The organism is Xanthobacter sp. 126 (assembly GCF_000526175.1).
In the GTDB taxonomy this organism is placed as follows: Bacteria; Pseudomonadota; Alphaproteobacteria; order Rhizobiales; family Xanthobacteraceae; genus Xanthobacter; species Xanthobacter aminoxidans.
In genome coordinates this window covers 342292-366805 of sequence record NZ_JAFO01000001.1, presented here as the reverse complement: position 1 = coordinate 366805, position 24514 = coordinate 342292, and the positions used below count along the sequence as shown (strand labels likewise).

27 protein-coding genes are annotated in these 24514 nt (G+C 69.9%); 22 read left to right on the top strand and 5 right to left on the bottom strand.

Translation table 11 applies throughout. The features are described from left to right. Positions 1–30 precede the first annotated feature (30 nt). The 17 genes from flgB to XAN126_RS0101625 all read left to right on the top strand — a co-directional run bounded on the left by flgB (position 31) and on the right by XAN126_RS0101625 (position 16221). The gene (flgB, locus tag XAN126_RS0101710) at positions 31–411 is read left to right on the top strand and encodes a flagellar basal body rod protein FlgB (RefSeq protein ID WP_024276873.1); all 381 of its coding nucleotides are present in this window, start codon (positions 31–33) and stop codon (positions 409–411) included. After that, a complete protein-coding gene (gene flgC / locus XAN126_RS0101705; RefSeq protein ID WP_024276872.1) occupies positions 408–830 on the top strand; it encodes a flagellar basal body rod protein FlgC in 423 nt (140 codons plus the stop codon). The genes flgB and flgC overlap by 4 nt, the downstream gene beginning before the upstream one ends. Beyond that, on the top strand, positions 830–1156 hold the full coding sequence (locus XAN126_RS0101700; RefSeq protein ID WP_024276871.1) for a flagellar hook-basal body complex protein FliE: 327 nt from the start codon (positions 830–832) through the stop codon (positions 1154–1156). The genes flgC and XAN126_RS0101700 overlap by 1 nt, the downstream gene beginning before the upstream one ends. A 10-nt stretch (positions 1157–1166) precedes the next feature. Next, positions 1167–1955, top strand: coding sequence for a flagellar basal-body rod protein FlgG (gene flgG, locus XAN126_RS0101695; protein ID WP_024276870.1), 789 nt, complete (start codon positions 1167–1169; stop codon positions 1953–1955). A 38-nt stretch (positions 1956–1993) separates the two neighbouring features. Beyond that, positions 1994–2566, top strand: coding sequence for a flagellar basal body P-ring formation chaperone FlgA (flgA, locus tag XAN126_RS26755; protein WP_197023992.1), 573 nt, complete (start codon positions 1994–1996; stop codon positions 2564–2566). Next, positions 2563–3681, top strand: a complete 1119-nt coding sequence (gene flgI, locus XAN126_RS0101685) for a flagellar basal body P-ring protein FlgI (protein WP_024276868.1) — start codon at positions 2563–2565, stop codon at positions 3679–3681. The genes flgA and flgI overlap by 4 nt, the downstream gene beginning before the upstream one ends. 120 nt (positions 3682–3801) lie before the next feature. Then, positions 3802–4494, top strand: a complete 693-nt coding sequence (locus XAN126_RS0101680) for a MotE family protein (protein WP_024276867.1) — start codon at positions 3802–3804, stop codon at positions 4492–4494. Continuing rightward, on the top strand, positions 4494–5234 hold the full coding sequence (flgH, locus tag XAN126_RS0101675) for a flagellar basal body L-ring protein FlgH (protein ID WP_024276866.1): 741 nt from the start codon (positions 4494–4496) through the stop codon (positions 5232–5234). Before XAN126_RS0101680 ends, flgH begins: the two co-directional genes overlap by 1 nt. Positions 5235–5238: 4 nt before the next feature. Further along, a complete protein-coding gene (locus XAN126_RS0101670; RefSeq protein WP_024276865.1) occupies positions 5239–5748 on the top strand; it encodes a flagellar basal body-associated FliL family protein in 510 nt (169 codons plus the stop codon). Between the two features lie 104 nt (positions 5749–5852). After that, positions 5853–6563, top strand: a complete 711-nt coding sequence (fliP, locus tag XAN126_RS0101665; RefSeq protein WP_155982412.1) for a flagellar type III secretion system pore protein FliP — start codon at positions 5853–5855, stop codon at positions 6561–6563. Positions 6564–6756: 193 nt separating this feature from the next. Then, on the top strand, positions 6757–7800 hold the full coding sequence (locus tag XAN126_RS0101660) for a flagellin (protein WP_024276863.1): 1044 nt from the start codon (positions 6757–6759) through the stop codon (positions 7798–7800). 446 nt (positions 7801–8246) lie between these two features. Then, complete coding sequence (gene fliF, locus XAN126_RS0101655) at positions 8247–9914, top strand: flagellar basal-body MS-ring/collar protein FliF (protein WP_024276862.1); 1668 nt, start codon at positions 8247–8249, stop codon at positions 9912–9914. Beyond that, positions 9911–10576 (top strand): hypothetical protein, encoded by a 666-nt coding sequence (locus XAN126_RS0101650; protein WP_024276861.1) that lies wholly within the window; start codon positions 9911–9913, stop codon positions 10574–10576. The genes fliF and XAN126_RS0101650 overlap by 4 nt, the downstream gene beginning before the upstream one ends. Positions 10577–10588: 12 nt before the next feature. Beyond that, positions 10589–11740: a flagellar motor protein MotB gene (locus XAN126_RS0101645; protein WP_024276860.1), complete on the top strand. Its 1152-nt coding sequence runs from the start codon at positions 10589–10591 to the stop codon at positions 11738–11740. Positions 11741–12681: 941 nt separating this feature from the next. Beyond that, complete coding sequence (locus tag XAN126_RS0101640; RefSeq protein ID WP_024276859.1) at positions 12682–14025, top strand: hypothetical protein; 1344 nt, start codon at positions 12682–12684, stop codon at positions 14023–14025. Next, the gene (locus tag XAN126_RS26750; protein ID WP_024276858.1) at positions 14022–15452 is read left to right on the top strand and encodes a flagellar hook-length control protein FliK; all 1431 of its coding nucleotides are present in this window, start codon (positions 14022–14024) and stop codon (positions 15450–15452) included. Before XAN126_RS0101640 ends, XAN126_RS26750 begins: the two co-directional genes overlap by 4 nt. Further along, on the top strand, positions 15400–16221 hold the full coding sequence (locus XAN126_RS0101625; RefSeq protein WP_024276857.1) for a lytic transglycosylase domain-containing protein: 822 nt from the start codon (positions 15400–15402) through the stop codon (positions 16219–16221). Before XAN126_RS26750 ends, XAN126_RS0101625 begins: the two co-directional genes overlap by 53 nt. Before the next feature lie 54 nt (positions 16222–16275). Here the strand turns inward: XAN126_RS0101625 and XAN126_RS0101620 are convergent, their stop codons facing one another. Next, positions 16276–16974 (bottom strand): protein phosphatase CheZ, encoded by a 699-nt coding sequence (locus XAN126_RS0101620; protein ID WP_024276856.1) that lies wholly within the window; start codon positions 16972–16974, stop codon positions 16276–16278. Positions 16975–17157: 183 nt separating this feature from the next. Between XAN126_RS0101620 and XAN126_RS0101615 the strand changes: the two genes are divergently transcribed. After that, the gene (locus XAN126_RS0101615) at positions 17158–17565 is read left to right on the top strand and encodes a response regulator (RefSeq protein WP_024276855.1); all 408 of its coding nucleotides are present in this window, start codon (positions 17158–17160) and stop codon (positions 17563–17565) included. Between the two features lie 22 nt (positions 17566–17587). Here XAN126_RS0101615 and XAN126_RS28070 read toward each other — a convergent pair whose 3' ends face one another. From XAN126_RS28070 to XAN126_RS0101595, 4 genes are all read right to left on the bottom strand, one after another. Then, positions 17588–17728 carry a hypothetical protein gene (locus tag XAN126_RS28070; RefSeq protein WP_155982188.1) on the bottom strand — a complete coding sequence of 47 codons (141 nt, stop codon included), beginning with the start codon at positions 17726–17728 and terminating at the stop codon, positions 17588–17590. Positions 17729–17766: 38 nt separating this feature from the next. Next, the gene (locus tag XAN126_RS0101605) at positions 17767–18888 is read right to left on the bottom strand and encodes a CVNH domain-containing protein (RefSeq protein WP_197023991.1); all 1122 of its coding nucleotides are present in this window, start codon (positions 18886–18888) and stop codon (positions 17767–17769) included. Positions 18889–18962: 74 nt separating this feature from the next. Further along, a complete protein-coding gene (locus XAN126_RS0101600) occupies positions 18963–19931 on the bottom strand; it encodes a CVNH domain-containing protein (RefSeq protein WP_024276853.1) in 969 nt (322 codons plus the stop codon). 78 nt (positions 19932–20009) lie between these two features. Then, positions 20010–20666, bottom strand: a complete 657-nt coding sequence (locus XAN126_RS0101595; RefSeq protein WP_024276852.1) for a CVNH domain-containing protein — start codon at positions 20664–20666, stop codon at positions 20010–20012. Between the two features lie 152 nt (positions 20667–20818). On the opposite strand from XAN126_RS0101595, the gene XAN126_RS0101590 reads away from it, so the two are divergent. The 4 genes from XAN126_RS0101590 to lptB all read left to right on the top strand — a co-directional run bounded on the left by XAN126_RS0101590 (position 20819) and on the right by lptB (position 24493). After that, a complete protein-coding gene (locus tag XAN126_RS0101590; protein WP_024276851.1) occupies positions 20819–21439 on the top strand; it encodes a ribonuclease D in 621 nt (206 codons plus the stop codon). 178 nt (positions 21440–21617) lie between these two features. Then, positions 21618–22517 carry a hypothetical protein gene (locus tag XAN126_RS26745; protein ID WP_024276850.1) on the top strand — a complete coding sequence of 300 codons (900 nt, stop codon included), beginning with the start codon at positions 21618–21620 and terminating at the stop codon, positions 22515–22517. Positions 22518–22537: 20 nt separating this feature from the next. Further along, positions 22538–23170, top strand: a complete 633-nt coding sequence (locus XAN126_RS25915; RefSeq protein ID WP_081762475.1) for an LptA/OstA family protein — start codon at positions 22538–22540, stop codon at positions 23168–23170. A gap of 216 nt (positions 23171–23386) precedes the next feature. After that, positions 23387–24493, top strand: coding sequence for an LPS export ABC transporter ATP-binding protein (gene lptB / locus XAN126_RS0101575; protein WP_024276848.1), 1107 nt, complete (start codon positions 23387–23389; stop codon positions 24491–24493). Positions 24494–24514 lie beyond the last annotated feature (21 nt).

Genomic DNA, 24514 nt, shown 5'->3' with positions numbered 1-24514 from the left:
AAGGCGCGCGAACCATCCGGGGAATGTGCCATGGAGCCCCTGTTCCTGTTCAATCTCGCCTCGCGGCATGCCCAGTGGGCCACGGTGCGGCAGACGGCCATCGCGGGGAATATCGCGAACGCCAACACCCCCGGCTACAAGGCGGTGGACGCCGAGCCCTTCGCCGCCATCCTCGACCGCACGCGCCTCGCCGTCGCCCGCACCTCCGGCAGCCACATGGACGTGGCGGCGGGCGGCATCGGCGCCGCCAAGGTCGCGCCGCGCGACGGCTGGGATACGTCCCATTCCGGCAACAGCGTGAGCCTGGAGCAGGAGATGTTGAAGGCCGACGAGGTGAACCGCGCCTATTCGCTCAACACCTCCATCGTCCGTTCCTTCCACCGCATGATCCTCGCGAGCGTGAAGTCATGATCGGCGATCCCTTCAAGACCATCACCGGCATCGCCTCGAGCGGCCTCGCGGCGCAGACCCAGCGCATGCGCATCGTCGCCGAGAACATCGCCAATGCGCGCTCCACCGGCTCCACGCCGGGCGCCGACCCCTATCGCCGCAAGACGGTGGAATTCACCCAGGAGCCCGACCGCGCCCTCGGCGCATCGCGGGTGAAGGTGAAGGCCACGAGCGTGGACCGCAGCGCCTTTTCCGTGGAGTTCGACCCCGGCAACCCGGCCGCCGACGCCGAGGGGCGGGTGAAGGTGCCGAACGTCAATCCGCTCGCCGAAATGGCGGATCTGAGGGAGGCCGGCCGCAGCTATCAGGCCAACCTCCAGATGATCAAGCAGGCGCGCTCCATGGTCGCCATGACCATCGATCTGTTGAGGACGCCGTGATGATCGATGCCGTTTCCCTCAATGCGCTGAGCCGCGCCACCGCCACCAGCGCCACCACTTCCGCCCGCGCCACCGAGGCCGCGAGCGCCACCCAGAGCGCGGGCAGCATCTCCGATTTCTCCACCATGCTCGCCCGCATGTCGTCGGACGCGGTGGATCAGGTGAAGACGGCGGAGGTGAGCGCCATCTCCGGCATCCACGGAAAGGTCTCCGTGCAGCAGGTGGTGGAGGCGGTGATGTCGGCCGAGCAGACGCTCCAAACCGCCATCGCGGTGCGCGACAAGGTGGTCGCCGCCTATCAGGAAATCAGCCGGATGGCCATCTGAGGAGAGTGACATGAGAGCCTTGGCCATCGCCGCGACCGGCATGTCGGCCCAGCAGACCAATGTGGAGGTGATCGCGAACAATATCGCGAACATCAACACCACCGGCTTCAAGCGCGCCCGCGCCGAGTTCACCGACCTGCTCTACCAGGCCGAGCGCGCGCAGGGCGTGCCCAATCAGGACGGCGCGGACCCGGTGCCGGAGGGCGCCCTCGTCGGCCTCGGCGTGCGCACCATCGGAATCCGCAACCTGCATCTGCAAGGCCCGCTGGCGCAGACCGGAAACCCGCTCGATCTCGCCCTGAACGGCCGCGGCTGGTTCCAGATCACCAGCCCCTCGGGCGACACGCTCTATACCCGCGCCGGCTCCTTCAACAAGGGCCCGACCGGCCAGCTCGTGACTGCCGACGGCTATGCGCTGAACCCGTCCCTCACGCTGCCGCAAGACGCCAGCAGCATCGTCATCAACGAGAGCGGGCAGGTCTATGCGCAGATCGCCAACCAGTCCTCACCGACGCTGGTGGGCCAGCTGACGCTCGCCACCTTCGCCAATGATTCCGGCCTGGAGCCGCTCGGCGACAATCTCTATCGCGAGACCTCCGCCTCCGGCCAGCCGGTGACGGGCGTCGCCGGCACCACCGGCTTCGGCGCCGTGGTGCAGGGGTATCTGGAAGGCTCCAACGTGGACCCCATCAAGGAGATCACCCAACTCATCCAGGCCCAGCGCGCCTATGAGATGAACTCCAAGGTGATCCAGGCCGCCGACGACATGGCCGGCGTGGTTTCCAAGGGCATTCGATGAGCACGCATCCTTTGGCCGCACATGCCCTTGGGCGCGCCATGCTCATGTCCCGACGGCTGCGGGCCGGCGTCTTCGCCGGTCTTGTGGCCCTGCTCTGCGCTGTGGCCGCCCCCACTACGGCGCAGAGCATCTCTTCCCTCGCCCAGCAGGCCGCCGCCGGCCGTGAAGAAAGCGAGCCGTCGCGCCCGGCCCCGGTGCGCCCGCCGGCCGAGGCCACGCCAATGGCGCGTATTCCGGTCGCCGCCGTCACCCTCTATCCGGGCGATGTCATCTCTGCCGGCATGCTCGCCCAGCGCGAGGTGTCCGACGCCGTGCTCGACCGCGGCGGCATCGCGCTTCAGTCCTCCGCCGTGGTGGGCAAATCGGCCCGGCGGGTCATCGCCGCCGGCCAGCCGGTTCCGCTCAATGCGCTCGTGGATGTCACCCTCGTCACCAAGGGCGTCGCCACCCGCATCCAGCTGAAGGACGGCGGGCTCGCCATCTCCGGATACGGCATGCCGCTCGATTCCGGGGCGGCGGGCGCGACCATCCGGCTCAAGAACATGGATTCCGGCCAGATCATCGTCGGCGAGGTGGCGGGCGACGGCACCGTATGGGTGAAGACGCGATGATCCGCCTCGCGCTCGCGGCCCTCGCCGCGCTCCTCGCCGCGCACCTCGCGTTCGCCGGCCCCGCCGCCGCCCAGGCGACGACGCGCATCAAGGACATCTCCTCCATCCAGGGCGTGCGCGACAACCAGTTGGTCGGCTACGGCCTCATCATCGGCCTCCAGGGCACCGGCGACACGTTGCGCAACTCGCCCTTCACCGAGCAGGCCATGCAATCCATGCTCGACCGCATGGGCATCAACGTGCAGGGCCTGTCGCTGCGCGCCAAGAACGTGGCGGCCGTGGCCGTCACCGCGAACCTGCCCGCCTTCGCCGGCCTCGGCACGCGGATCGATGTGACCATCGCTTCGCTCGGTGATGCGACGTCCCTGCGCGGCGGCACGCTGCTCGTCACCCCCCTCAACGGCGCGGACGGCGTGACCTATGCGGTGGCACAGGGCCAGATCGTGTCCGGCATCCAGATCACCGGGCAGGCGGAGACGCTGAGCCAGGGTGTACCCACCGCCGGGCGCATCGCCAACGGCGCATTGGTGGAACGGCAGATCCCCGGCCAGCTCTCCGAACTGCCGGAAATCCTCATCGACCTCACCAATCCCGATTTCCGCACCGCCGCTTTGATGGCCGACGTCATCAACGCCTATACCCACGCCCGCTACGGCAAGCGCCTCGCCCGCGAGCGCGATTTGCGCACCGTGGTGGTGCAGCGCCCGCCCCATTCCGGCACCGCCCGCTTCATCGCCGAGATCGGCGAACTGCGCATCACGCCGGACACGCCGGCCAAGGTGGTGGTGGACCAGCGCACGGGCACGGTGGTCATCGGCCGCAACGTGCAGGTCTCCACCTTCGCGGTCACCCAGGGCAATCTCACTGTGCAGGTGACGGAGACGCCCGAGGTGTCGCAGCCCGAGCCCTACACCTTCGGCGAGACGGTGGTGGTGCCGCGCACCAACATCCAGGCCGACGAGAGCGGCGGACCCATCGGCATCGTCCGCGGCACCAATCTTCAGCAGCTGGTGAACGGCCTCAACCGCTTCGGGCTGAAGCCGTCGGACATCATCTCCATCCTCCAGGCGGTGAAGACCTCCGGTGCGCTCCAGGCCGAGCTGGTGTTCCAGTGATGGTCGGCGCGGCCGCCATCTCCCGCAAGCGTCGCGCAAGTCTCTCCCCCTAGACCTCGACCATCCAAGGCGCCCGTGCCCCCGCCCGGCGCCGCCCCTCGGGGAAGAGGAGGAGGTTCCATGTCCGTCTCGACGGTCCTCATCGACGCCGCCATCATCTATGCGATCGTCTCGGTCTCGTGCTCGCTGTTCGTGGGCGTTGTCGCGCTCCGGCGCGTGACCTGCACGCGACTTCGCATCCTCGTCGTCACAACCCGCCGCCGCCGAGCCGCCCGGGCCAGAAGCGGCATCGCGCTGGCGCTCGCTGCGCTCTGCGGCACCGTCCTGATGCTCCCGGCCGATGGCCGCGCCGAACCCGCCCCCGCGCCCGATGCCGCCGCCGGCGAGAATGCGGCGCTCTACTGCCGCAACATCGCCGATGCCGCCGCCGACGCCCGCTTCACCCGCCAGCAGGCCGCGCTCGCCGCCATGGAGAAAGAGATCGAGGCCCGCCTCGCCCAGCTCGAGGCCAAGCGCGCCGAGTACCAGGAGTGGCTGGCGCGCCGCGAGGCCTTCCTGAAGAAGGCCGACGAGAGCCTCATCGCGGTCGTCTCGCAAATGCGCCCGGACGCCGCCGCCGCCCAGCTCGCGGCCATGAACGAGGACATGGCGGCCGCCGTGCTCGCCAGGCTCTCCCCCCGCGTCGCCAGTGCCATCCTCAACGAGAGCGAGCCGGCCCGCGCGGCGCGCCTCACCTCCACCATGGTCGGCATGGCCCGCCGCGCGCAGGACGCGCGGCCGGATGCCCCCCGCACCACCGGGCGGCCGGGCTGATGCGCGCCATCCTCCCCGCCCCGCAGATCGCCCTCGCGGCGCTTGCCTGCCTCGCCCTCGCCGGCTGCAAGAGCACCTATGACAACCTCGCCACCGGGCCGACGCTGACGCCCGTGGGCTACGGCCTCGACACCGCCAAGCGCGACCCGCTGCCGATGACCTTCCAGCAACCGCAGAAGACCACCTTCCGCTCCACCTGGGACCTCAACCGCTCCCAGAGCATGTATCGCGACCTGCGCGCGGCCAAGGTGGGCGACGTGATCCGCGTCGCCATCGCCATCGACGACAAGGCGCAGTTCGACAACGCCACCGACCGCTCGCGGGAATCGAAGAGCAATCTCGGCTTCGACGCGGCTCTCAACCTCTCCGGCTTCGGCAAGGGCGCCAATGCTGGGGCGGGCTCCGGCAATCTCGACATCAACGGCGACACCAAGACCAAGGGCAAGGGCAACATCGACCGCTCCGAGAAGCTGCGCCTCTCCGTCGCCGTGGTGGTGACGGAGATCCTGCCCGACGGCAATTTCGTCATCCGTGGCTCGCAGGAGATCCTGGTGAACTACGAGGTGCGCGAATTGACCATTGCCGGCATCGTCAACCCGCTGGACGTGTCGGCCACCAACATCATTCCCTACGACAAGATCGCCGAGGCCCGCATCTCCTATGGCGGACGCGGCCGGCTCACGGATGTGCAGCAACCCGCCTGGGGCCAGCGCATCTATGATGTCGTGACGCCCTGGTGACGTGATGGCCACCGCAGCCACCGCCAAAGCCCTCGGCCCGAACGGAGCGCCGGAGAAGAAGCCCGGCCTCCTCGTGCCCCTCCTCATCGTCACGCTGCTGGCGCTCGCCGCCGGGGCGGGGCTCGGGCTCCAGCTCGCCGGCACGGTGGAGCAGGCGGTGACGAAGAAGGTCGCCGCCGAGCCGGAGAAGAAGCCGGCGCCGCCGCTGCGCCATTCCGGCGACCTGGTGCTGAAGGATCTCAAACCGGTGGTGGTGAACCTTTCCGCGCCCTCCTCCACCTTCATCCGGATCGAGACGGCCATCGTGTTCAAGAACGGCGCGCTGGTGAACCCGGACGTGACCGCCGCCGAGCTGCGCGAGGACATCATGGCCTATATGCGCACCCTCGCGCTCAGCCAGCTCGAAGGCCCGAGCGCGCTCCAGCACCTGCGCGAGGACCTGAACGAGCGCGCCCGCGCCCGCTCCGACGGCAAGGTGGACGAACTGATCCTCTCCACGCTGGTGGTGCAGTGAGGGCGCCCGTGCGCCTCCCGGCGCTGGTTTCCGCTCTGCTCGCGGCCCTCCTGCTGTCGGCGGCGCCGGCATTTGCGCAAGGAGTGGCACAGGGGGCGGCGCAGATGCCGTCGCTGGAACAGCTGCTGCCGGAAGGCGGCGGCAGCACGGCGGGGCGGCTCATCCAGATGGTGGCGCTGCTCACCATCTTGTCGGTGGCACCGGGGCTGCTCATCATGGTCACGAGCTTCACCCGCTTCGTGATCGCCTTCTCCTTCCTGCGCTCCGGCCTGGGGCTGCCATCGACGCCGGCCAATCTGGTGCTGGTGTCGCTCTCCCTGTTCATGACCTTCTACGTCATGGGCCCGACCTTCGACCGCGCCTGGCAGGATGGGGTGAAGCCGCTCACTGAGAACCGCATTGGCGAGGAGGAGGCGCTCCAGCGCATCGCCGATCCGTTCCGCGATTTCATGCTGACCCATGTGCGCGGCAAGGACCTGAAGTTGTTCGCCGACATCGCCTCGCGCGACAAGCCGGCCGAGGAGCCCATCGGGCAGCCGGCCACGCCGGAGCCGAACGCGCCCGAGGAGAAAGTCGCCATGCGGGTACTCATCCCCGCCTTCATGATCTCCGAGCTGCGCCGCGGCTTCGAGATCGGCTTCCTGATCGTCCTGCCCTTCCTCATCATCGACATGATCGTTGCAACGCTCGTCATGTCCATGGGCATGATGATGATGCCGCCGGCGGTGATCTCCCTGCCTTTCAAGATCCTGTTCTTCATCCTCATCGACGGCTGGAACCTGCTCGTGGGCGGGCTGATCCGCTCGTTCTTCTGACGCCAGCGAGGCGCGCAAGCCTCGCGCAAGCTTGCGCGTCTAACGTCTCATCCATGGCAGGTTGACCGACCCCGAAAAGGGCCGGGTGCCGGCCCCCCCCGAAGGGGCCGGCCATCCAAAGGCATGATGCCGCCCTGCCATGCCGGTGCGAGCCCGGCATGTCCCCCTTCATCCCAATATAGAGGGACATTCCATGACCAGCCTGATCACCAACAACTCCGCCATGGTCGCCCTGCAGACCCTGCGGACGATCAACTCCAACCTCGACAACACCAACGCCCACGTCTCCACCGGCAAGCGGATCAACTCCGCCAACGATGGTGCGGCCTACTGGTCCATCGCCACCACCCTGACCTCCGACAACGGGGCGCTGGGCGCGGTGAAGGATGCCATGAGCCTCGACAAGAACTCGGTGGATGCCGCCTCCAGCGGCGTCAACGCGGTCGTCGCCTCGCTGGCGAAGATCAAGAACAACCTGACGGCCGCCCTCTCGCCGAACGTCGACCGGGCCAAGCTGCAGACCGAGATCTCGTCCTACGTGAGCGAGATCAAGACCACCGCCGACAACACCGTGATGAACGGCAGCAACTGGCTGTCGGTCGACACCAGCGCCTCGGGCTTCAACGGCACCAAGAACCTGCTGTCTTCCTTCTCGCGGACCGGCTCGACCGTGACGGTGGGCTCCACCTCCATCGATACCGGCTCGTTCACGGTCTACGACGCCTCCACGGCCGGCACCTCCACCGGCACGTCCACCACCCTCGACAAGGCCGTCACGGCCGTGGCGACGGCGGCGAACGTCACCGGCGGCGCCACTGTCACGGTCGACACGACCGCGGGCAGCCTCAAGGGCTTCATGGATACCAAGTACGTCATCGGCGGCACCGCCACGGCCGGCACCGAATCCATCAAGGACTTCGACGTGTCCGCCCTCGGCAACACCGATGCTGACCTCGCGAAGATCCAGGCCTACGTGAAGGTCGTGGACGCCACCATGCAGCAGCTGCAGAACGGCGCCACCACGCTCGGCACCACCTCGACCCGGCTCGACTCGCAGCAGACCTTCGCCCAGAGCCTGATCGACCTCAACACCTCCTCCATCGGCTCCCTCGTGGACGCCAACATGGAAGAGGAGTCGACCAAGCTGAAGGCCCTGCAGACGCAGCAGCAGCTCGCGGTGCAGTCCCTGTCCATCGCGAACAGCTCTTCGCAGAACGTGATGACCCTGTTCCGCTGATCGCGTCCCCCGCCGCGCCTCCGGGCGCGGCGGTCCGCGCGCCGGCGCCGATCCCTCCCGCGGCTCTCCGGCGCGCCCTGAGTTTCTGCGTCCCCCCGACGCCCCCCTCGGCCACCTCCGCCCCCGGAGCGTGGCCATTTTTTTGTCTTTTCCCCTCTCCCTTCGCGGGAGAGGGTGGATCGCGGCAAGGCCGCGAGACGGGTGAGGGGGCTGGCGCAGCACGAGCGGACGCGGGGATCGCGCCCGGCCTCACCCCTCACCCCCGGTCCCTCTCCCGCAAGGGGAGAGGGGAGACGCAAAGCCCCCGCAACGCCCATGCAAGTTTGACCGTCGAGATTGCCGCCCGAGGCACATGAGCGCGACCGGATCTTCCGGTTGGCGCGTGCCCGGTCCCTGTTCCCGGCCGCGCCCCGCGCGCGCCGGCCGCAATCAGACGAGATCCGCCGATGATCGGCAAAGAGCAGTTGGAGCAACTCTGGCGCAATCTGCGCGACCTCGGCGCGCGCCGCCTGATCGCGCTGGCGCTGATCGCCCTCACCGCGGTGACGGCCGTCGCGCTCGGCGCCTGGTATCTGGGCCAGCCGGAGCGTGAGCCGCTCTATGCCAACCTCACCCGCGAGGACGTGAACCGCATCGGCGGCGCGCTGAAGGACGCGGGCATCGCGTTCGACGTGAATGCGGACGGCACCACCGTCCTCGTCTCCCATTCCGACACCGCCCGCGCCCGCATGCTGCTGGCTGTGAAGGGCCTGCCGCAGAGCGGCAACACCGGCTACGAATTGTTCAACGATGTCCGCGCTTTCGGCCTCACCTCCTTCATGCAGGAAGTGACGCGGGTGCGCGCGCTGGAGGGCGAGCTCGCCCGCACCATCCAGACCATGAAGGGCATCAAGGCGGCGCGCGTCCATATCGTGCTGCCCGAGCGCGGCTCGTTCCGCCGCGACCAGCAGAGCGCCTCCGCCTCCGTCGTCATCCGCACCGAGACGGCGGAGGACGCCTCCACCGCCCAGGCCATCCGCCACCTCGTCGCCGCTGCCATTCCCGGCCTCAAGATGGACCAGGTGACGGTGCTCAGCACCGAGGGCGCGGTGCTGTCTTCCAGCGAGGACGGCGCCAGCGCCGCCGCCGGCAAGAAGGCCATGCTCCAGCAGCAGGTGAGCCGCGAGACCGAGGAGAAGGTCCGCCGCACGCTCGCCCCCTATCTCGGCCTCGGCAATTTCGAAGTGCAGGTGTCGGCCCGCCTCGACACCGATCGCGTCACCACCTCCGAGACCACGTTCGATCCCGCATCCAAAGTGGAGCGCTCCGTGCGGGTGGTGAAGGAGCTGGGCCAGAGCCAGAACAAGACCAAGCAGCCCAATACGTCCGTTCAGCAGAACATCCCCGGCCAGCAGCAGCAGGGCGACGGCGGCACGGATTCCAACGAGAACTCCTCCCGCCGCGAGGAACTGACCAATTTCGAGGTTTCCACCCGCACCGTGCAGACCGTGCGCGAGGCCTTCGTGGTGCGCGGCCTGTCCATCGCCGTGCTGGTGAACAAGGAGCGCCTCATGGGCGCGGCCGGCGGCGCCGACGCCATTCCGGTGGAGCAGCAGCTCTACGAAGTGGAGCAGCTCGTCGCCTCCGCCTCCGGCTTCGAGAAGGAACGCGGCGACAAGCTGAAGGTCGCGGCGGTCTCCTTCGCCAATGGCGGGGCGGCGCTGGAGCCGGTGCCGCCGCTGCCGTGGTCCGAGCTGCTGCTGCGGCAGGCCGGCACCATGATCAACGCCGCCACCATCCTCATCGTCGCCGGCCTGGTGATCTGGTTCGGCCTCAGGCCCGCCGTACGCGCCATCCTCGCCCGCCCCGAGCGCGACGAGGTGGAGGATGCCGAGGCCATTGAGGCCGCCATGCTGGCGGGCGGCGCCCCGCTCGCTGCCGTCGCCGGCCCCTCCATGGTGCCGGGCGAGGGCGCAGCTGGCGAGCAGGCGCCGGGCGCGCTGAGCCTGATCGAGGATCTCACCAGCCGGCTCAACCGCTCGCCGCAGAAGCGGCTGGAGCAGATCGTCGAGTTCGATGAGGAGCAGGTCGCCGCGATCCTGCGCCAGTGGCTGCATCAGGATGCCCGTGTATGAGCACCACCGCGCTTCTCAACCACCTGCCGCATTTCGGCGTCGCGCCGCGCGGACCAGTCAAAGGCTCCGCCCCGGTGAGCGCCGTGCCGCCCGTTCCCGCGATCACGCCGACGCCCGCCTTGCGCCCGCACGAGCAACCCGGCGCCGAGGCCCTCCGCGCGGCGGCCGAGGAGGCCCGCCGTGTGGCGCTGGAGGAGGCGTCCATCGCCCTCGCCGCCTGCGAGCAGCAGCTCGCCGATGCCGAAGCCGCCTTCGCCGCTCGCCTCGAAGAGGAGATTACCGAGGCCCGCGCCCGCTGGTGCGCCGAGGAAAGCGAGCGGCTGGCCGACCTCATCGGCACCGGCCTCGACGAAGTGGAAACGCGCCTCTCCGAAGCGCTCGCCGCCGTGCTGCGCCCCTTCGTAAGCGGCGCCGCCCGCGCCCGCGCGCTCGACGAACTGGCCCGGCGGGTGCGCGAGCTTCTGCGCGGCGGGGCGGCGGGACCTTCCATCACCATCACCGGCTCGGGCGACCTCGCGGCGGCGCTATCCGCGCGGCTCTCGGACGTGCAGGGCATCGTTCTCGCGGAAGGACCGGCGAGCGACCTTCGCATCACCTGCGACGACAGCGTGCTGGAAACCCAGCTCTCCGGCTGGGCGGCCGCCGCCGCCCGCGGCAACTGACGGGAGCGCGCCATGTCCGGCAAGGAGCCCCACGGCGAGATCATCATCGTCAAGCGCCACGACGACGAGGAGCACGAGCACCATTCGAGCGCCTGGAAGGTGGCGCATGCCGACTTCATGACGGCGATGATGGCCTTCTTCCTCATCATGTGGCTCATCAACGTCACCGACAAGGATACGCGCAAGGCCATCGCAAACTACTTCAACCCGGTGGACCTCGCCTCCAGCATCACCGACGTGCGCGGGCTGAACGATCCCGAGGACACCAAGGCCAAGGGCACGTCCTCCGACGGCGACAAGCAATCCAGCCTCAAGAACACCACGGGGCGCGAGACCGGCGCGGGCGACGACCGCCAGCAGGGCGACAAGGAGCGCGCCGCCTTCCGCGATCCCTATGCGGTGCTGAACAAGCTGGCGGGGGATGCCGATGCGCGCCCTGGCGGCACGTCCGACGCCGCCATCGGCGACACCGGCTCGCCCGGCACGGGCGCCGGCGACGTGAACCGCGATCCGTTCGATCCCACCTATTGGCAGATGTCCACCGGCCGGCAGGCGCGCAATCCGCAGGCCAAGCCCTCCAAGGTGGACCAGCCCTCCGGCCGCCCGGACGCCACCACCGGCGCCGCGAAGCCGGGGGAGGCGGAGAAGGCTCAGGCCGAGAAGGCACAAGCGGCCGCTGCGCAGGCCGCGGCAGCCGGCAAGGCGGCACGCGATCTGGAAAGCGAGCTGAAGCAGGTGGTCGCCGCCACCGTGGGCACGCCGGGCGCGGCACCGCGCGTGGATGTGCGCGCCACGAAGGAAGGTCTCATCGTCGATCTCACCGACGATCTCGACTTCACCATGTTCCCGGTGGGCTCCGCGGTGCCGGACGCCCGCTTCGTACGGGCCATGGGTGAGATCGCCAAGAAGCTCGGCGCCCGGCCGGGCGAGATCGTCATTCGCGGCCACACCGATGCGCGGCCGTTCCGCTCCGACACCTACGACAACTGGCGGCTCTCCAGCGCGCGGGCGCACATGGCGCTCTACATGCTGGTGCGCGGCGGCCTCGACGAGAAGCGCGTGACCGCCATCGAGGGCCTCGCCGACCGCAATCTGAAGAACAATGCCGATCCCAACGCGCCGCAGAACCGGCGCATCGAGATCCTGCTGAAGGCGCCCTCATGACCCGGCCCAGCCTTCTCCTCCTCCTCGCCGGCGCCCTGCTGCTGCCCGGCGCCGCCCGCGCCGAGGACGACGCCGACCCGTGGGACGGCCTGCGTGGCGAGACCGCCGCCCCCGTGCGCCCCGCCACGGCCAAACCGGCCCCGACGAGGCCTGCCGCGCCCAAGCCGGCCACAGCGAAGCCCGCGACGACAACTTCCGGGACCACCACCCCGGGCACGCCAGCAGCTGCGGCGGCCAACGCCGACAAGCCGGCGCCAAAGCCTGTCGCGCCCAACACTGTCGCACCGAAGCCGGCACCGACGGCGGCCGCCCCTGCGCCGGCGCCGCCTGCCGCAGCTCCCACTCCGCCCAAGCCCGCCGCGACGCAGAATCCGGCTGCGCGCTCTGGCCCCTCGCCGAGGTCCCCCGCCGCTGAAGCAAGCCCCGGCACCGCCGCCGCCCCGAAACCCGCTGCGCCGCCGCCGGCCCCCAAGCCCGTGGCATCCCCGGCACCGGCCGCGCGTCTACCGGGCGCAGCGTCCCCGGCGCCCCCAGCTGCGAGTGCGTCCGGCACATCCGTCCCGGTTGCGACCCCCAAGCCTGCGGCAGCAACCCAGCCGCCGGCCCCCAAGCCCGCGGCCCCATCGAACCCCGCCGCTGCGCCCAACCCCGCGACGCCACAGCCCGCGCCCGGACCAGCCCCACGTCCGGCCGGAGCACCGTCCGCGCCCGTATCGACGGTCTCCGCCTATGCCCCGCTCGGGCCATCGCCCATGCCGCTGCCGCCCCGCCGGCCCCTGCCGCAGGAACCGACAGCGCCGATGGCGCCCGCGCGGGCTCCGGCCGCTGCGCCGATTCTTGCGCCGTCCCCGGTCGCGACGGAGGCGGGCGGAATAACGGCTGGGCCCCCTCTCCCCCTCGCCGAGACGACCGGGGCCGGCACGCCCCCGGCTTCCGAGCCCATGGCGCCCATTCCGGCGCCCATCACGGAGCCCGTCCCGACCGTTGCTCCCGCCGCCCATGCCGCAGCCGAACCGGCGCATGATACCCATTCCGCCCCAGCCCCCGCGGAGGACCAGCCGGCCGGCCCCTCGCCCGCCCATGCGGATGCATCCGCGCCTCACGCCACGTCCGCCGAGGCCACGCACCCGACCGGGCGCACCGATATCTATCCCGTCACGCTGGTGCGCCGTCTCCAGCGGTTGCAGGATCTCATCGCCGCCGGTTCCACCGCCGGCATCGCCCAGCAGCGGGCGATGATCACCGAGATGGACGCGGCCTTCGGCGATGCCGATGCCTCCGTCTGGCAGGACCCGGCCAACGCCCGCGCGCTGGTCATGTATTTCCTCGGCGGCGGCAATCCGGCGGTGCTGCGCGGCATCATCCAGCGTGAGCCGAAGCCGAACATCGACGAGAAGCTGCTCACCGGCAGCCTGCTCTATCTGGAGGGCCGGGAGGAGCCGGCCCTGCGCCAGCTCGGCGAGATCGACGCCCGCAAGCTGCCCAACGGCATCGGCGGGCAGATCGCCCTCGCCCAGGCGGCGCTCACGGTGCGCACGGACCCGGCCAAGGCGTCGCGGCTGCTGGAGGTGGCGCGCCTCCTCATGCCCGGCACGCTGGTGGATGAGGCGGCCCTGCGCCGGGCCGTGCTGGTGGCGGCGCAGGCCGGCGACCTCGACCAGTTCGAGCGTCTGTCGGGGCAATATTTCAGCCGTTTCCGCCATTCCGCCTATGCCGGCAACTTCCGCCAGCGCTTCGCCGCTGCCTTGAGCCGCATGAACGTGCTGGCGACACCGGACGGCCTCGCGCGCCTCGATGCCCTGCTCGCGCCCCTGGACGAGGAGGCCCGGCGCGAGGTGTTCCTGCTGGTGTCACGCTCGGCCATCGTGGAGGGGAAGACCGCGCTCGCCACCACCGCCGCCGAGCGCGCCATGCTGCTGGCGCCGGCCGCGAGTCGCGATGCCGAGCGCGCCCGCGTCTATCTGAGCGCCGCGCAGGCGGCGACGCCGGATCGCTACCAGGCGGCAGAGGCGGCGCTGAAGGCCATCGACCGCGCCCGCCTCGACCCTTCCGACCAGGCGCTGCTGGAGGCCGCGCGCCGCACCGCGGAGCTGATCCGCCGCGCCGACGAGGCGCCTTCCTTGGCCCCCTCCCCGGCCCCCGCGGCGGCCGCGTCCGCTCCGGCGGTGGTCGCCAGCGCGCAGCCCGCGCGGACGGCGGGAGACGAGAAGCCCTCGGCGGCGCTGGCGAAGGCGCAGGCGAAGCTCGGGGAGATCGACTCCCTTCTGAAGGATGCGCCGCGATGAGGACCGCCGACGTCGCCTTGGCGGCCTTCGCCCTGAACCCCGACACGACTACCGGCCGCGAGCCCCTGCCGCAGGACGGCCCGCCCTTCGGCGACCTTCTCAGCCTGATGGAGGATGCCCGCCCGGTGCCCCGCCGCGAGGAGGAGGCGCTCCGCGAGGATGCAACGGAGCCACTCCCCGAGCCCCCGCCCCGCCCCACGGAAGTGGGCCTCGACCGGCTGCTCGCGCGCTGCGAACGCGCCGCCCCGGAGCGAGCCGGGATCGGCGCCGCCCCCGCTCGGCGCGGCGCGCTGATCCTGCCGCAGGAGGCACGCCCCATCGACGCCGCCGAGACGGAGGCCGAACCGCCCGCCGACACACACGCGCCCGACACACCTCAGCCAGCCGCCATGCCGCTCATCGTGATGCCGCCCGCGCCGGTCATGGCCGCGAGGGACACGCCGGCCGCGGACATCGCGCCGCGCCCTCAGGCGATGCCGGCTCCCGTTCCGCTGGCCGCGCCGACGGGTTCGCCGGATGCGCCGCCGCCGATGCAGCTCGTCGTGCTGCGGCAGGAAACGCATTTCGCGCCGGTGCGCACCTTCACCCCGCCCGCAACCGCGCCCCTGCCGCTGGCGCGGGCCGACACGCAACGCCCAGCGGCTACGAGCGAAGCGACAGGTGCGCCCGCAGCGGACGCTCCTTCCCCGGACCTCGACCCACGCGAAAACCGGATGCCGGTCCGGCCGCTCCCGCCGCGCGCCGCGCCCGACGACACCCAGAGCGACCCGCCCCAACTCCGTCGGATCGCCCCGGATCAGAGCCGATCACCCGCCCGACCCATCGCGCCCGTGGCGGAACCGCCGAAGCTCCAGCCCGCCCTCAAGGCGGAGGCAGCCCCCACGCTGCCCTTCGCCAGCCTTGCGCAGGTCGGCCGCGCCATCGCGGCGGAGGTGGCGCAGATCGATCCCGCTGCGGCGGGCGCCCCGGCCAGAGGCGCGATCGAAACCCCGGAGAGCGCTGCCCCGACCGGCCCGGTGCGTGTGCTCGACATCGCGCTTTCGCCGGAAACGCTGGGGCGGGTGGTGGTGCACATGCGCCTCACCCCCCACGGCCTCACCGTGCGCCTCAAGGCGGACAACCCGGCCACCGCCGAACTTCTCGCGGCCGACAAGGACCATCTCTCCGCGCTCCTCAGATCGGCCGGGCTGCCGGACCTGGATCTGGAGGTGGGCGGCCCCGTCCTGTCGCAACTCGATGCGCCGGTGCGCAGCCTTGCCGCCATGGAAGCCCCACCTCCGCAAGAGAGTGCGGACGAGGGACAAGGCGGCGGTCGCGGCGGCAATGACCCCGGCCGCCAGGGTCGCAACGGCCGGCAGGACAGGACATTCCCCGATGACGACGCTGCGCCTTCTTTTGCTGACGAGCCTCGCGCTGGCGCCGGTTGAGGCGCGCTGCGGCGACGCATCCGCCGCGTTCAGCCGGCCCGTCGCCGAAGAGACGGGGGATGTGAGGGCCGAACCTCCGCTTCCGATTTCCGCCCCCCCTGCGCCCGCGCGGCCCATCTGGGGGGAGCGACGCCCGCCTGAGCCGCGGCAAACGGCGCCCCAGAAGGTGGAGCCGGCTCCGTCCGTCTCCGGCCAGGCGACGGCTTCACCCCCGAGGAAAGACGCCGGCCGAAAGCCCGTCCCGCACGGCATCTGCGAGCGCGAGCTGGCACGGGCGGCGGCGAAATACCAGATTCCGTTGCAGATCCTTTACGCCGTCGCGCTCACCGAGAGCGGCACCGGCAGCGGCCTCCAGCCGCTGATGCTGCACATCGAGGGCAAGGATCATCTGCCCGCTTCGCTGCCCGAGGCCCTCGCCATGTTCCATGCCGCCAACGATCGCGGCGTGAAGCTCATCGACATCGGCTGCATGCAGGTGAACTGGTACTGGCACCGGGAGGAATTCCGGACGCTGGAGGAGATCTTCGATCCGCGTCTCAACGTGGAGCAGGGCGCGCGCTTTCTGAAGGAACTGCGCCAGCGGCACGGCAGCTGGACCATGGCGATCGCGCGCTACAATGCCGGCCCCGCTAACACGGTGGGACAGCATCGCTATGTCTGCAAGGTGATGAAGAATCTGGTGAAGGCCGGGGTGGGTGAATGGACCGCCACCTCCGAGGCCTTCTGCGCCGCGCCGCCGGTGCCGCCGGAGGCTGCGCGCACCGAGTGAGGTCTGGCCGGGAGCAGGCGGGATGCGGACCGCACCCCGCCTGCTCCACGCCCCTCAGGCGAACAGGCTGTCGATGTCGTCCTGAGAGACCACACCCACGTCGTGAGCCAGCGCCGGCCCGTTGAGGAGGGCCTCGTCGCCTTCGCGAGGGATGATGCGGGCGCCCTGGGCCACGAGATCGGCACCGCCCCAGATATCGGTCATGCGCGCCACCCGCTCCTCGATGAACAGCAGCAGCTTCACCACCTTGCGGATGCGCTGGCCGGTGATGTCCTGGAAATTGCAGGCCTCGAAGATCTTGGTGGTCTCGTTCTGCATTTCGGTGGCGAGGTCCGCCGCATCGCCGGTGAGCAGGGCGTGCATCTGGATCATCAAGGCATCGACGCGCTCGGCGGAGGTGAGGATGGCTTCGGTCGCCTCCTCCGTGTCGGTGACGACCGCCTCCAGCTCGCTGGTGGCCCGCAGCAGCTTCTCGCCGCGTGCGCCTTCGGCGTGCAGGCTCGCGATCTCGTGCTTGGTGTGCTGGATGGCGTCCTGGATGGTCTCGATGCCGGCCCACAGCACGTTGCGGTCGCGCTCGCGATCGGCAGCGGGATCGCGCGTCTTGAAGCGCGCGATCTCCTCGCGCACCTCGGCGAGCTCGCCGAAGATGCGGCGCAGATGGTCGTCGAGGCCATCCACCGCGAAGAGGTCGACGGCGGCGCCGGCGGAACTCGGGGTCTCAATCCTGAAGGGTCGCCGGGCAGCCGACATTAGGGCCTCCTGAAACACGCTATGCTTTCCACTCTCCTATAAATCGTCCCAGATGATTGAGGAAGATGACCCCAATTCTTGGTGCAAGCCTCACACAAGCCCGGGACATCAGAACATCATTCGTCGTTGCGCTCGCCAAACATGGATGGAGCGTGTTCATCGTCCCCGTTTCTGGAGTGTGTCATGGGGGTTGATCTTGGGATGCCCGTCCTTGTGGTGGACGACTACAAGACCATGGTGCGCATCATCCGAAACCTTCTGAAGCAGATCGGCTTCGAGGATGTGGACGAGGCCTCCGATGGCACCGAGGCGCTGGCCAAGCTGAAGGAACGCAGCTACGGCCTCGTCATCTCGGACTGGAACATGGAGCCGATGACCGGCTACGAGCTTCTGAAGCAGGTGCGTGCCGACGGCGCACTCGGCCAGATCCCGTTCATCATGGTGACGGCGGAGGCCAAATCCGAGAACGTGATCGCGGCCAAGAAGGCCGGCGTCAGCAACTACATCGTCAAGCCGTTCAACGCCCAGACGCTGAAGGGCAAGATCGACGCGGTGTTCGAGAACCTTGGTGCCGAGGTGGCGGTCGACTGAGCCTCATAGGCTCCCGATCCGGTCAGCCGGCCGCGCCGCGACGACAATGGTCGCGGCCGGGATGGCGCCGGAGGTCGTTCACCACCGCGAAGGGGTCGTCGACGACGACCAGGAGGGCCGACAGGCCTGAAGCGCGCTCCCCGCGCCAGACTGCGCGCGCCATGCAATCCAGTCCATGAGACCCGCCGGCGACCTGTCCTGCTACCGACAGGTCAGCCGGCCATTGTCGTTGGCGATGTCGCGGCCGGGGCTGCACCAGGAGACGGCAGTGGTCGCTTCGGACCAGCGGCCGTTGCGGTCCTGGCAGGAGGCCTTCAGCCATCCGGCCACCACGCGGATCTCGCGGCAGCTCGCCATGTAGGAGCCCGGCGGAGGACGGTCGCTGAAGCCGGACGAGCCGCCGCGCGAGCAGCGCAGGTCGCTGTTGTCGTTGTAGATGTCCGCCCCCTGCAGGCATTGCGAAAGCTGGAGCGGCACCGAGGTGCGCCACGTGCCGCCGCGGTCCTGGCACATGGCGCGCAGGAAGCCGCCGCTCACCGTCACGTCCCGGCAGGTGGAGCGATAGGAGCCGTAGGGCGCGGGCGTCGTGTTCCAGCCGGAGCCGGACGACGCGGCGGAGGAGGCGCAGCGCAGGACGCCGTCGTCGTTCACCACCTCGCGATTGCTGCACCAGGAGAGATAGAGCGAGGAGGAGAGCCAGGCCCCCCGGCGGCTGAGGCAATTGCCGCGCAGGGTGCCGGATTCGAGCGAGATGTCCCGGCAGGTCTCCTGATAGGAACCGGGCGGCGGATAGTCGCCCGCGTGCTGGGAGGTGAAGGAGCGGCAGGCGAGCCGGCCTTCCACATTGGCGATGTCGGCGCCCAGCGGGCAGCCGGTGAGGGAGAGGCCGGCCTCGCGCCAGTTGCCCCAGCCGTCGCGGCAGGTGGCGGAGAGCCAGCTGCCTTCCAGCCTCAGGTCACGGCAGGAAGAGGTATAGGTGCCGGCCGGCGGCCGCTGGACCACGGGCGGCGGGGCCGGCGGCTGGGGCCGGGGCGGCGGCGCCGGGGCCAGCGTGCCGTAGAGCGATCCCGGCGCGGGCGTGTCCTTGCAGATGAGCTGGCCGTTGCGGTTGGCGATGTCGCCGTCGCAGGAGGGGAAGTCGTCGAGGCGCGCCACCACCCATTCCCCCGCGCGGGTGGCGCAGAAGGCGGCGAGATCGCGCCCCCAGCGCACCTGCACCTGCCGGCAGCTCTCCAGATAGCTGCCGACCGGAATGTCGCCCGCCGCCGCGGCCGGCGTGGCGGACAGGCACAGCAGGGCTGCCGCCCAAACCCGGAAGTTCATCATGCGGCATCCTTCGCACGAGGATTGAGGATGAGGCGCAGCCCCGTGGGCGGCACCGAACTACCGCACCGAACCTAACGGCATGTCAGGCGCCCGTCCACATTCGCAATGTCGTGGGAGCCGCCCGAGCACCAGCTGGCGAAGGTGCTGCTGTCTTTCCACGTGCCCGATGTACTCTTGCACGAGGCCTTCAGCCAACCGGCGGACATGCTGATATTGCGGCAGGTGGCGCGGTAGGAGCCGGAGGGCAAGGCGCTGCCGCCACCGCTGCCGCCACCGCTTCCACCGTTTCCACCCCAGCTTCCGCCGCCCCATTTGTGGTCATCCGGCACGGGCAAGCCTTCTGGCCGGCAGGTGAGGCTGCCGCCCTCATTGCGGATGTCGCGGCCGTGGCCGCACCAGGATGTGGCGAGCGTGGTGGGCACCCAGCTGCCGAAGCTGTTGCGGCAGGTGGCCCGGATGAGCCCGGCGGAATAGCTGATGTCGCGGCAGGATGCGCGGTAGGAGCCCGCCGGGGGCCGATCGCCGCTGAAGCCGGAGCCGCCGCAGGAGAGCCGTCCATCCTCATAGACGATGCCCTTGCCGGGAATGCAGCCGGCCGGCATCAGGCTCGCATCCCGCCAACCGCCCCAGTCGTCCCGGCAGGAGGCGCGCAGCCACGGGCCATCCATGCGGATGTTGCGGCAGGACGCCTTATAGGGGCCTGAGGGCACTTGCTGGAACGACGGCGTGGGCGAGGGGGCGATGCCGCCGGGGCCGAGGATGCCCCCGCCGCCAGCCGCGCAGGTCAGCCGCCCGTCCACATTGGCGATATCGCCGCGGCAGGCGGGGAAATTGTCGAGGCGGGTCACCACATCCCGGCCGGCACGGTTCGGGCAGAAGGCCGCGAGGTCGTGCCCGAACCGCACCTGAACCTGCCGGCAGCTGTTGAGATAGCTGCCCGGAGGCACCGACTGCGCCGCGGCGGGCGAGAGGCCCGCCGCGAGCATCCATCCCAGTACCGCCAGCGCCCCGCCCAGCAGCGTGTCACGCGCCCCCGCCATGGCATCACTCCCCGACCGAATCGATCGGGGCGATGATACCAGTGACGAAGGATTGGCTCACCTAGCGGTACACGAACGTCAGAAGCAGGCGAGGTTGCCGTTCTGGTTGGAGATGTCGCGGTAATTGCCGCAATTGTTCATGTTGAGCGCGGTCGGGTTCCACGAGCCGTTCACCCGCTGGCACTGGGCGCGCAGCACGCCGCCGAGGCCCATGGAGATGTTGCGGCAGGTGCGCATGTAGGAGCCCGGAGGCGGCTGGAGCCGCTGGCGCGAGGGGCAGAACAGCTGGCCGTTCTGGTTCGAGATGTCCGAGCCGGGCTGGCAGGTCAGCGTGTTCAGCACGGAGGGCTGGTAGTTGCCGCCGCGGGTGAGGCAGAAGGCGCTCAGCACGCCGTTGCGGAATTCCACGCGGGTGCAGGTCTGGCGATAGGAACCGCGCGGACCCACCGCCGGCGGCGGAGGCACCGGACGGCGCTGGCACCAGAGCTGGCCGTCCTGGTTGGAGATGTCGCCCCGGCAGGACGGGAAATCGTTGAGCCGCGTCACCACCCATTGGCCGTTGCGGGTGGCGCAGAAGGCGGCGAGGTCGGCGCCGTCGCGCACCTGCGCGTCACGGCAGGAGCGCAGGTAGCTGCCGGGCGGCACCGACCGCGCCTCAGCCGCCGTGCCGACCATCAGGCCAAGCGCCAGAACAAGGCCTGCAAGGCGCAGGCCTGTCGCCAGAAACGAACGCATCTTCTTCCCCCCAGGCTTTCGTAACGTCGAAACGGCGCCGCTTCTAGCACGGCGGACCGCGGCGCGCACCGGGCGCCTGTCCTGCGCTGCGGCATCGACAGGGGCGCGGCCGTTCGCTAAAAGCCGTGCTCGAACAAGGCAAAAGACATCAGATGACCATTCGCCTCCATCGCGGCGACCTGCCCGCGGACTTCGTGGCCGCCTCCGTCGTGGCCATCGACACCGAGACCATGGGTCTCGACCCGTTCCGCGACCGGCTGTGCCTCGTGCAGCTCTCCAACGGCGACGGCAGCGCCGACCTGGTGCAGATCCCGCAGGGCGCCGGCCCCGGCAGCGCGCCGAACCTCGTGCGGCTGCTGACCGACCCGAACGTGACCAAGCTGTTCCATTTCGGCCGCTTCGACATCGCCGTGCTCCAGCACACCTTCAAGGTGATGCCGCAGCCGGTGTGGTGCACCAAGATCGCCTCGCGTCTGGTGCGCACCTACACCGACCGGCACGGCCTGAAGGAGCTGCTGCGGGAACTCCTCAACGTGGACATCTCCAAGCAGCAGCAGAGTTCGGATTGGGGCGCCGCCGACCTCTCCGACGCCCAGCTGTCCTATGCCGCCTCGGACGTTCTGTATCTGCACGCGGTGAAGGCCAAGCTGGAGGACATGCTGGCGCGCGAGGGCCGCACCGGGCTCGCCGCCGCCTGCTTCGCCTTCCTGCCGGCCCGTGCCGCCCTCGACCTCTCCGGCTGGGCGGAAGAGGACATCTTCGCCCATTCGTGATCCGGCCCGACGCAAAAAAAGCGTTGCGCATGAGAGGCTTGGGCACGGCCCTTGCTTCAGGGCGCCATTTCGGACACCTTGGGCCCCGCGCGTGGGGCGACGCGCCGGACGCCCGCGTGAGGGGGCGTGCAGCCGAGAACAGGCGCCAGCGGGGCAGGCCCGCCGCCGGAACAGGGCCATGAACCGACACGTGCCGCCACACGATTTCGATGCGCGGGAGGCCGAAGCCTTCACCCCGCCGCCCCCGCCGGACTTCACCAAGGCGCGGCGGCACAGCGCACGCGTGCGCTGGATCAAGCGGCTGGTGCCCGTCACCATCATCGTCGCGGTCCTCGGCATCGGCGCGGTGTCCATCCTGTCCCGGCTGAAGCTCTCCATCGACCTGCCGTTCGACATCGGCCACCTGACCCTGTCGGGCTCGCGCCTGACCATGGAACTGCCCAAGCTCTCCGGCTTCACCGACGACAATCGCGGCTACCGCATTACCGCCAAAACGGCGGTGCAGGATCTCACCCGGCCGGACGTGATCGAGCTTTCCGACATCGAGGCGCGCCTGGAGCTGGCCGACAAGGGCTGGGCCAGCGTCAACGCCAAGACCGGCAGCTTCGACACCAAGAAGCAGTTCATCACGCTGGGCGACGGCGTGGACCTCGCCATGAACGGCGGCTACGGCGGCAAGCTGGAAGACGCCGACGTGGACATCAAGGCCGGCACCATCGCCACCGCCCATCCCGTGGTCTTCACCTATCTCGACGGCAAGCTGGTGGCCGACCGGCTGGACGTGACCGACCGTGGCGCGCGCGCCCTGTTCCAGGGCCATGTGCAGCTCGATTTCCGCATGAGCAACCTGCCCGGCCAGAAGCCGGACGGTGCCAACGCGGCGGGAAACAGTGCGGCGGGCGCCAATCCGGCTGCCCCCACCCACGCCGCCGATGCGACGCCCGCTTCCGCCGTCCATGCAGCGCCGGCAGCGCCCGCGAGCACCGGAACCATCACCGTTCCGCCTGCGCCCTCTCCCGCGGCCCCGGCGCTGGTGCCGGCGCCCCTTCCCCCGCGACGCCCGGTCCCTGCTCAATGATGTGTCATGCGACGGCCCTGATGGTCCGCCTCCCGGTTTCGAGCCTCGCACCCGCCTGCATTCTTGCGCTGGCGGCCTTTCTCGTCGCCGGTCCTGCGGCCGCGCAGGCGCCCAGCACCAGCGTGCCCAACGCGCTGCAGGGCTTCGCCCGCAACCGCGACCAGCCCGTGCGCATCAATGCCGACGGGCTGGAGGTGCGCGACAAGGACAAGGTCGCCGTCTTCTCCGGCAACGTGCTGGTGACGCAGGGCGACACCACGCTCCGCTCCAAGGACCTCCTCGTCTATTACGAGGGCTCGATGAACGAGCAGGCTGGTGGCACCCCGCAGGCCGGCACCGATCCGGCGCAGAAGGGCCAGATCAAGAAGCTGGAGGCCACCGGCGGCGTGGTGGTGAAGACCAAGGAGCAGACCGCCACCGGCGACAGCGGCGTCTTCGACATGAAGACCAACACCGTCACCATGGTGGGCAAGCCGGTGGTGCTGACCCAGGGCCCCAACGTCATCCGCGGCCAGAAGCTGGTGGTGGATCTCGTGTCGGGCGTGTCCAAGTTCGAGGGCGGCCGGGTGGAGAGCCTCATCGTCCCGGGCAGCCTGAAGGAGGCGGACAAGCCCAAGACCGAACAGGGCGGCCAACAGTCCCCCAAGCGCTGAGGGACCAAGGCGGCCCAGCGGGCCTGCCTCTTGCAGCCTTCATGCGTCTGTCAAGTTAAATTATTTCTCTTTTGTTTCAATTGACTATTCCCATTTTCGCGCCTTCGGGGGACACTCTCCCTGGAAATCGGCCCGCCTCTTGCATGGAGGCGTTGCATCCCCGGCTGGGACGTTCTAAACCTTCCAATCTGGGGGCCGGGTTTTCCGGAGGTCGCGTTGAACGTCCTGTCCATGTTCGGCAAGTCGAAGTCGGGAGACTCGAAGTCGGGAGACTCGAAGTCGGGGGGAAAGTCCGGCTCGGGCAGCGCCCGTGGCGAGCAGGATGCGCGCCAGTACGACCCCCGCGAACACGATCCCCGCGAGACTGATGGCATTCCACGCCCTGCGGGCGATCAGGATTCCCGCGAGTGGGAAGAGGACGATCCGCGCAGCGATGCGGGATATGATGCGGGCTACGAGACGCCCGCCCGCGCCGCGCCAGCCCCCCGCCACCGCGCCTACATGCCGCCGGACGCCGCCTATGGCGACGACGCCGATGCGGGCGACGACTATCCCGCATCCTATCCCGACGACGGGCGGGACGCCCTGCCCTTCAATTCCACCGGGGCGCTGGCCGCCTTCGGCCTCGCCAAGTCCTATGGCGGCCGCAAGGTGGTGAAGGACGTGAGCATGAACGTCCGCCGCGGCGAGGCCGTGGGCCTGCTCGGCCCCAACGGCGCCGGCAAGACCACCTGCTTCTACATGGTGACGGGCCTGGTGAAGGCCGATGCCGGCCGCATCGAGCTGGACGGACACGACATCACGCCCCTGCCCATGTATCGCCGCGCCCGCCTCGGCGTCGGCTACCTGCCGCAGGAAGCCTCCATCTTCCGGGGCCTCTCGGTGGAGGACAACATCATGGGCGTCCTCCAGGTGTCGGAGCCCAACCGGGCCCGCCGCCGCGAGGAGACCGAGGCTCTGCTCGAAGAATTCAAGATCACCCACGTGCGCAAGTCGCCCTCCATCGCCCTCTCGGGCGGCGAGCGGCGGCGTCTGGAGATCGCCCGCGCGCTCGCCACCAAGCCGGCCTTCATGCTGCTGGACGAGCCGTTCGCCGGCATCGATCCCATCGCGGTGGGCGACATCCAGGCGCTGGTGCGCCACCTCACCTCGCGCGGCATCGGTGTGCTCATCACCGACCACAATGTGCGCGAGACGCTGGGCCTCATCGACCGCGCCTACATCATCCATTCCGGCGCGGTGCTGATGGAAGGCGATCCGGAAGCCATCGTCTCCAGCCCCGACGTGCGGCGGCTGTATCTGGGCGAGGAGTTCCGCCTGTGAGCACGCGCCGCGCCATGGACA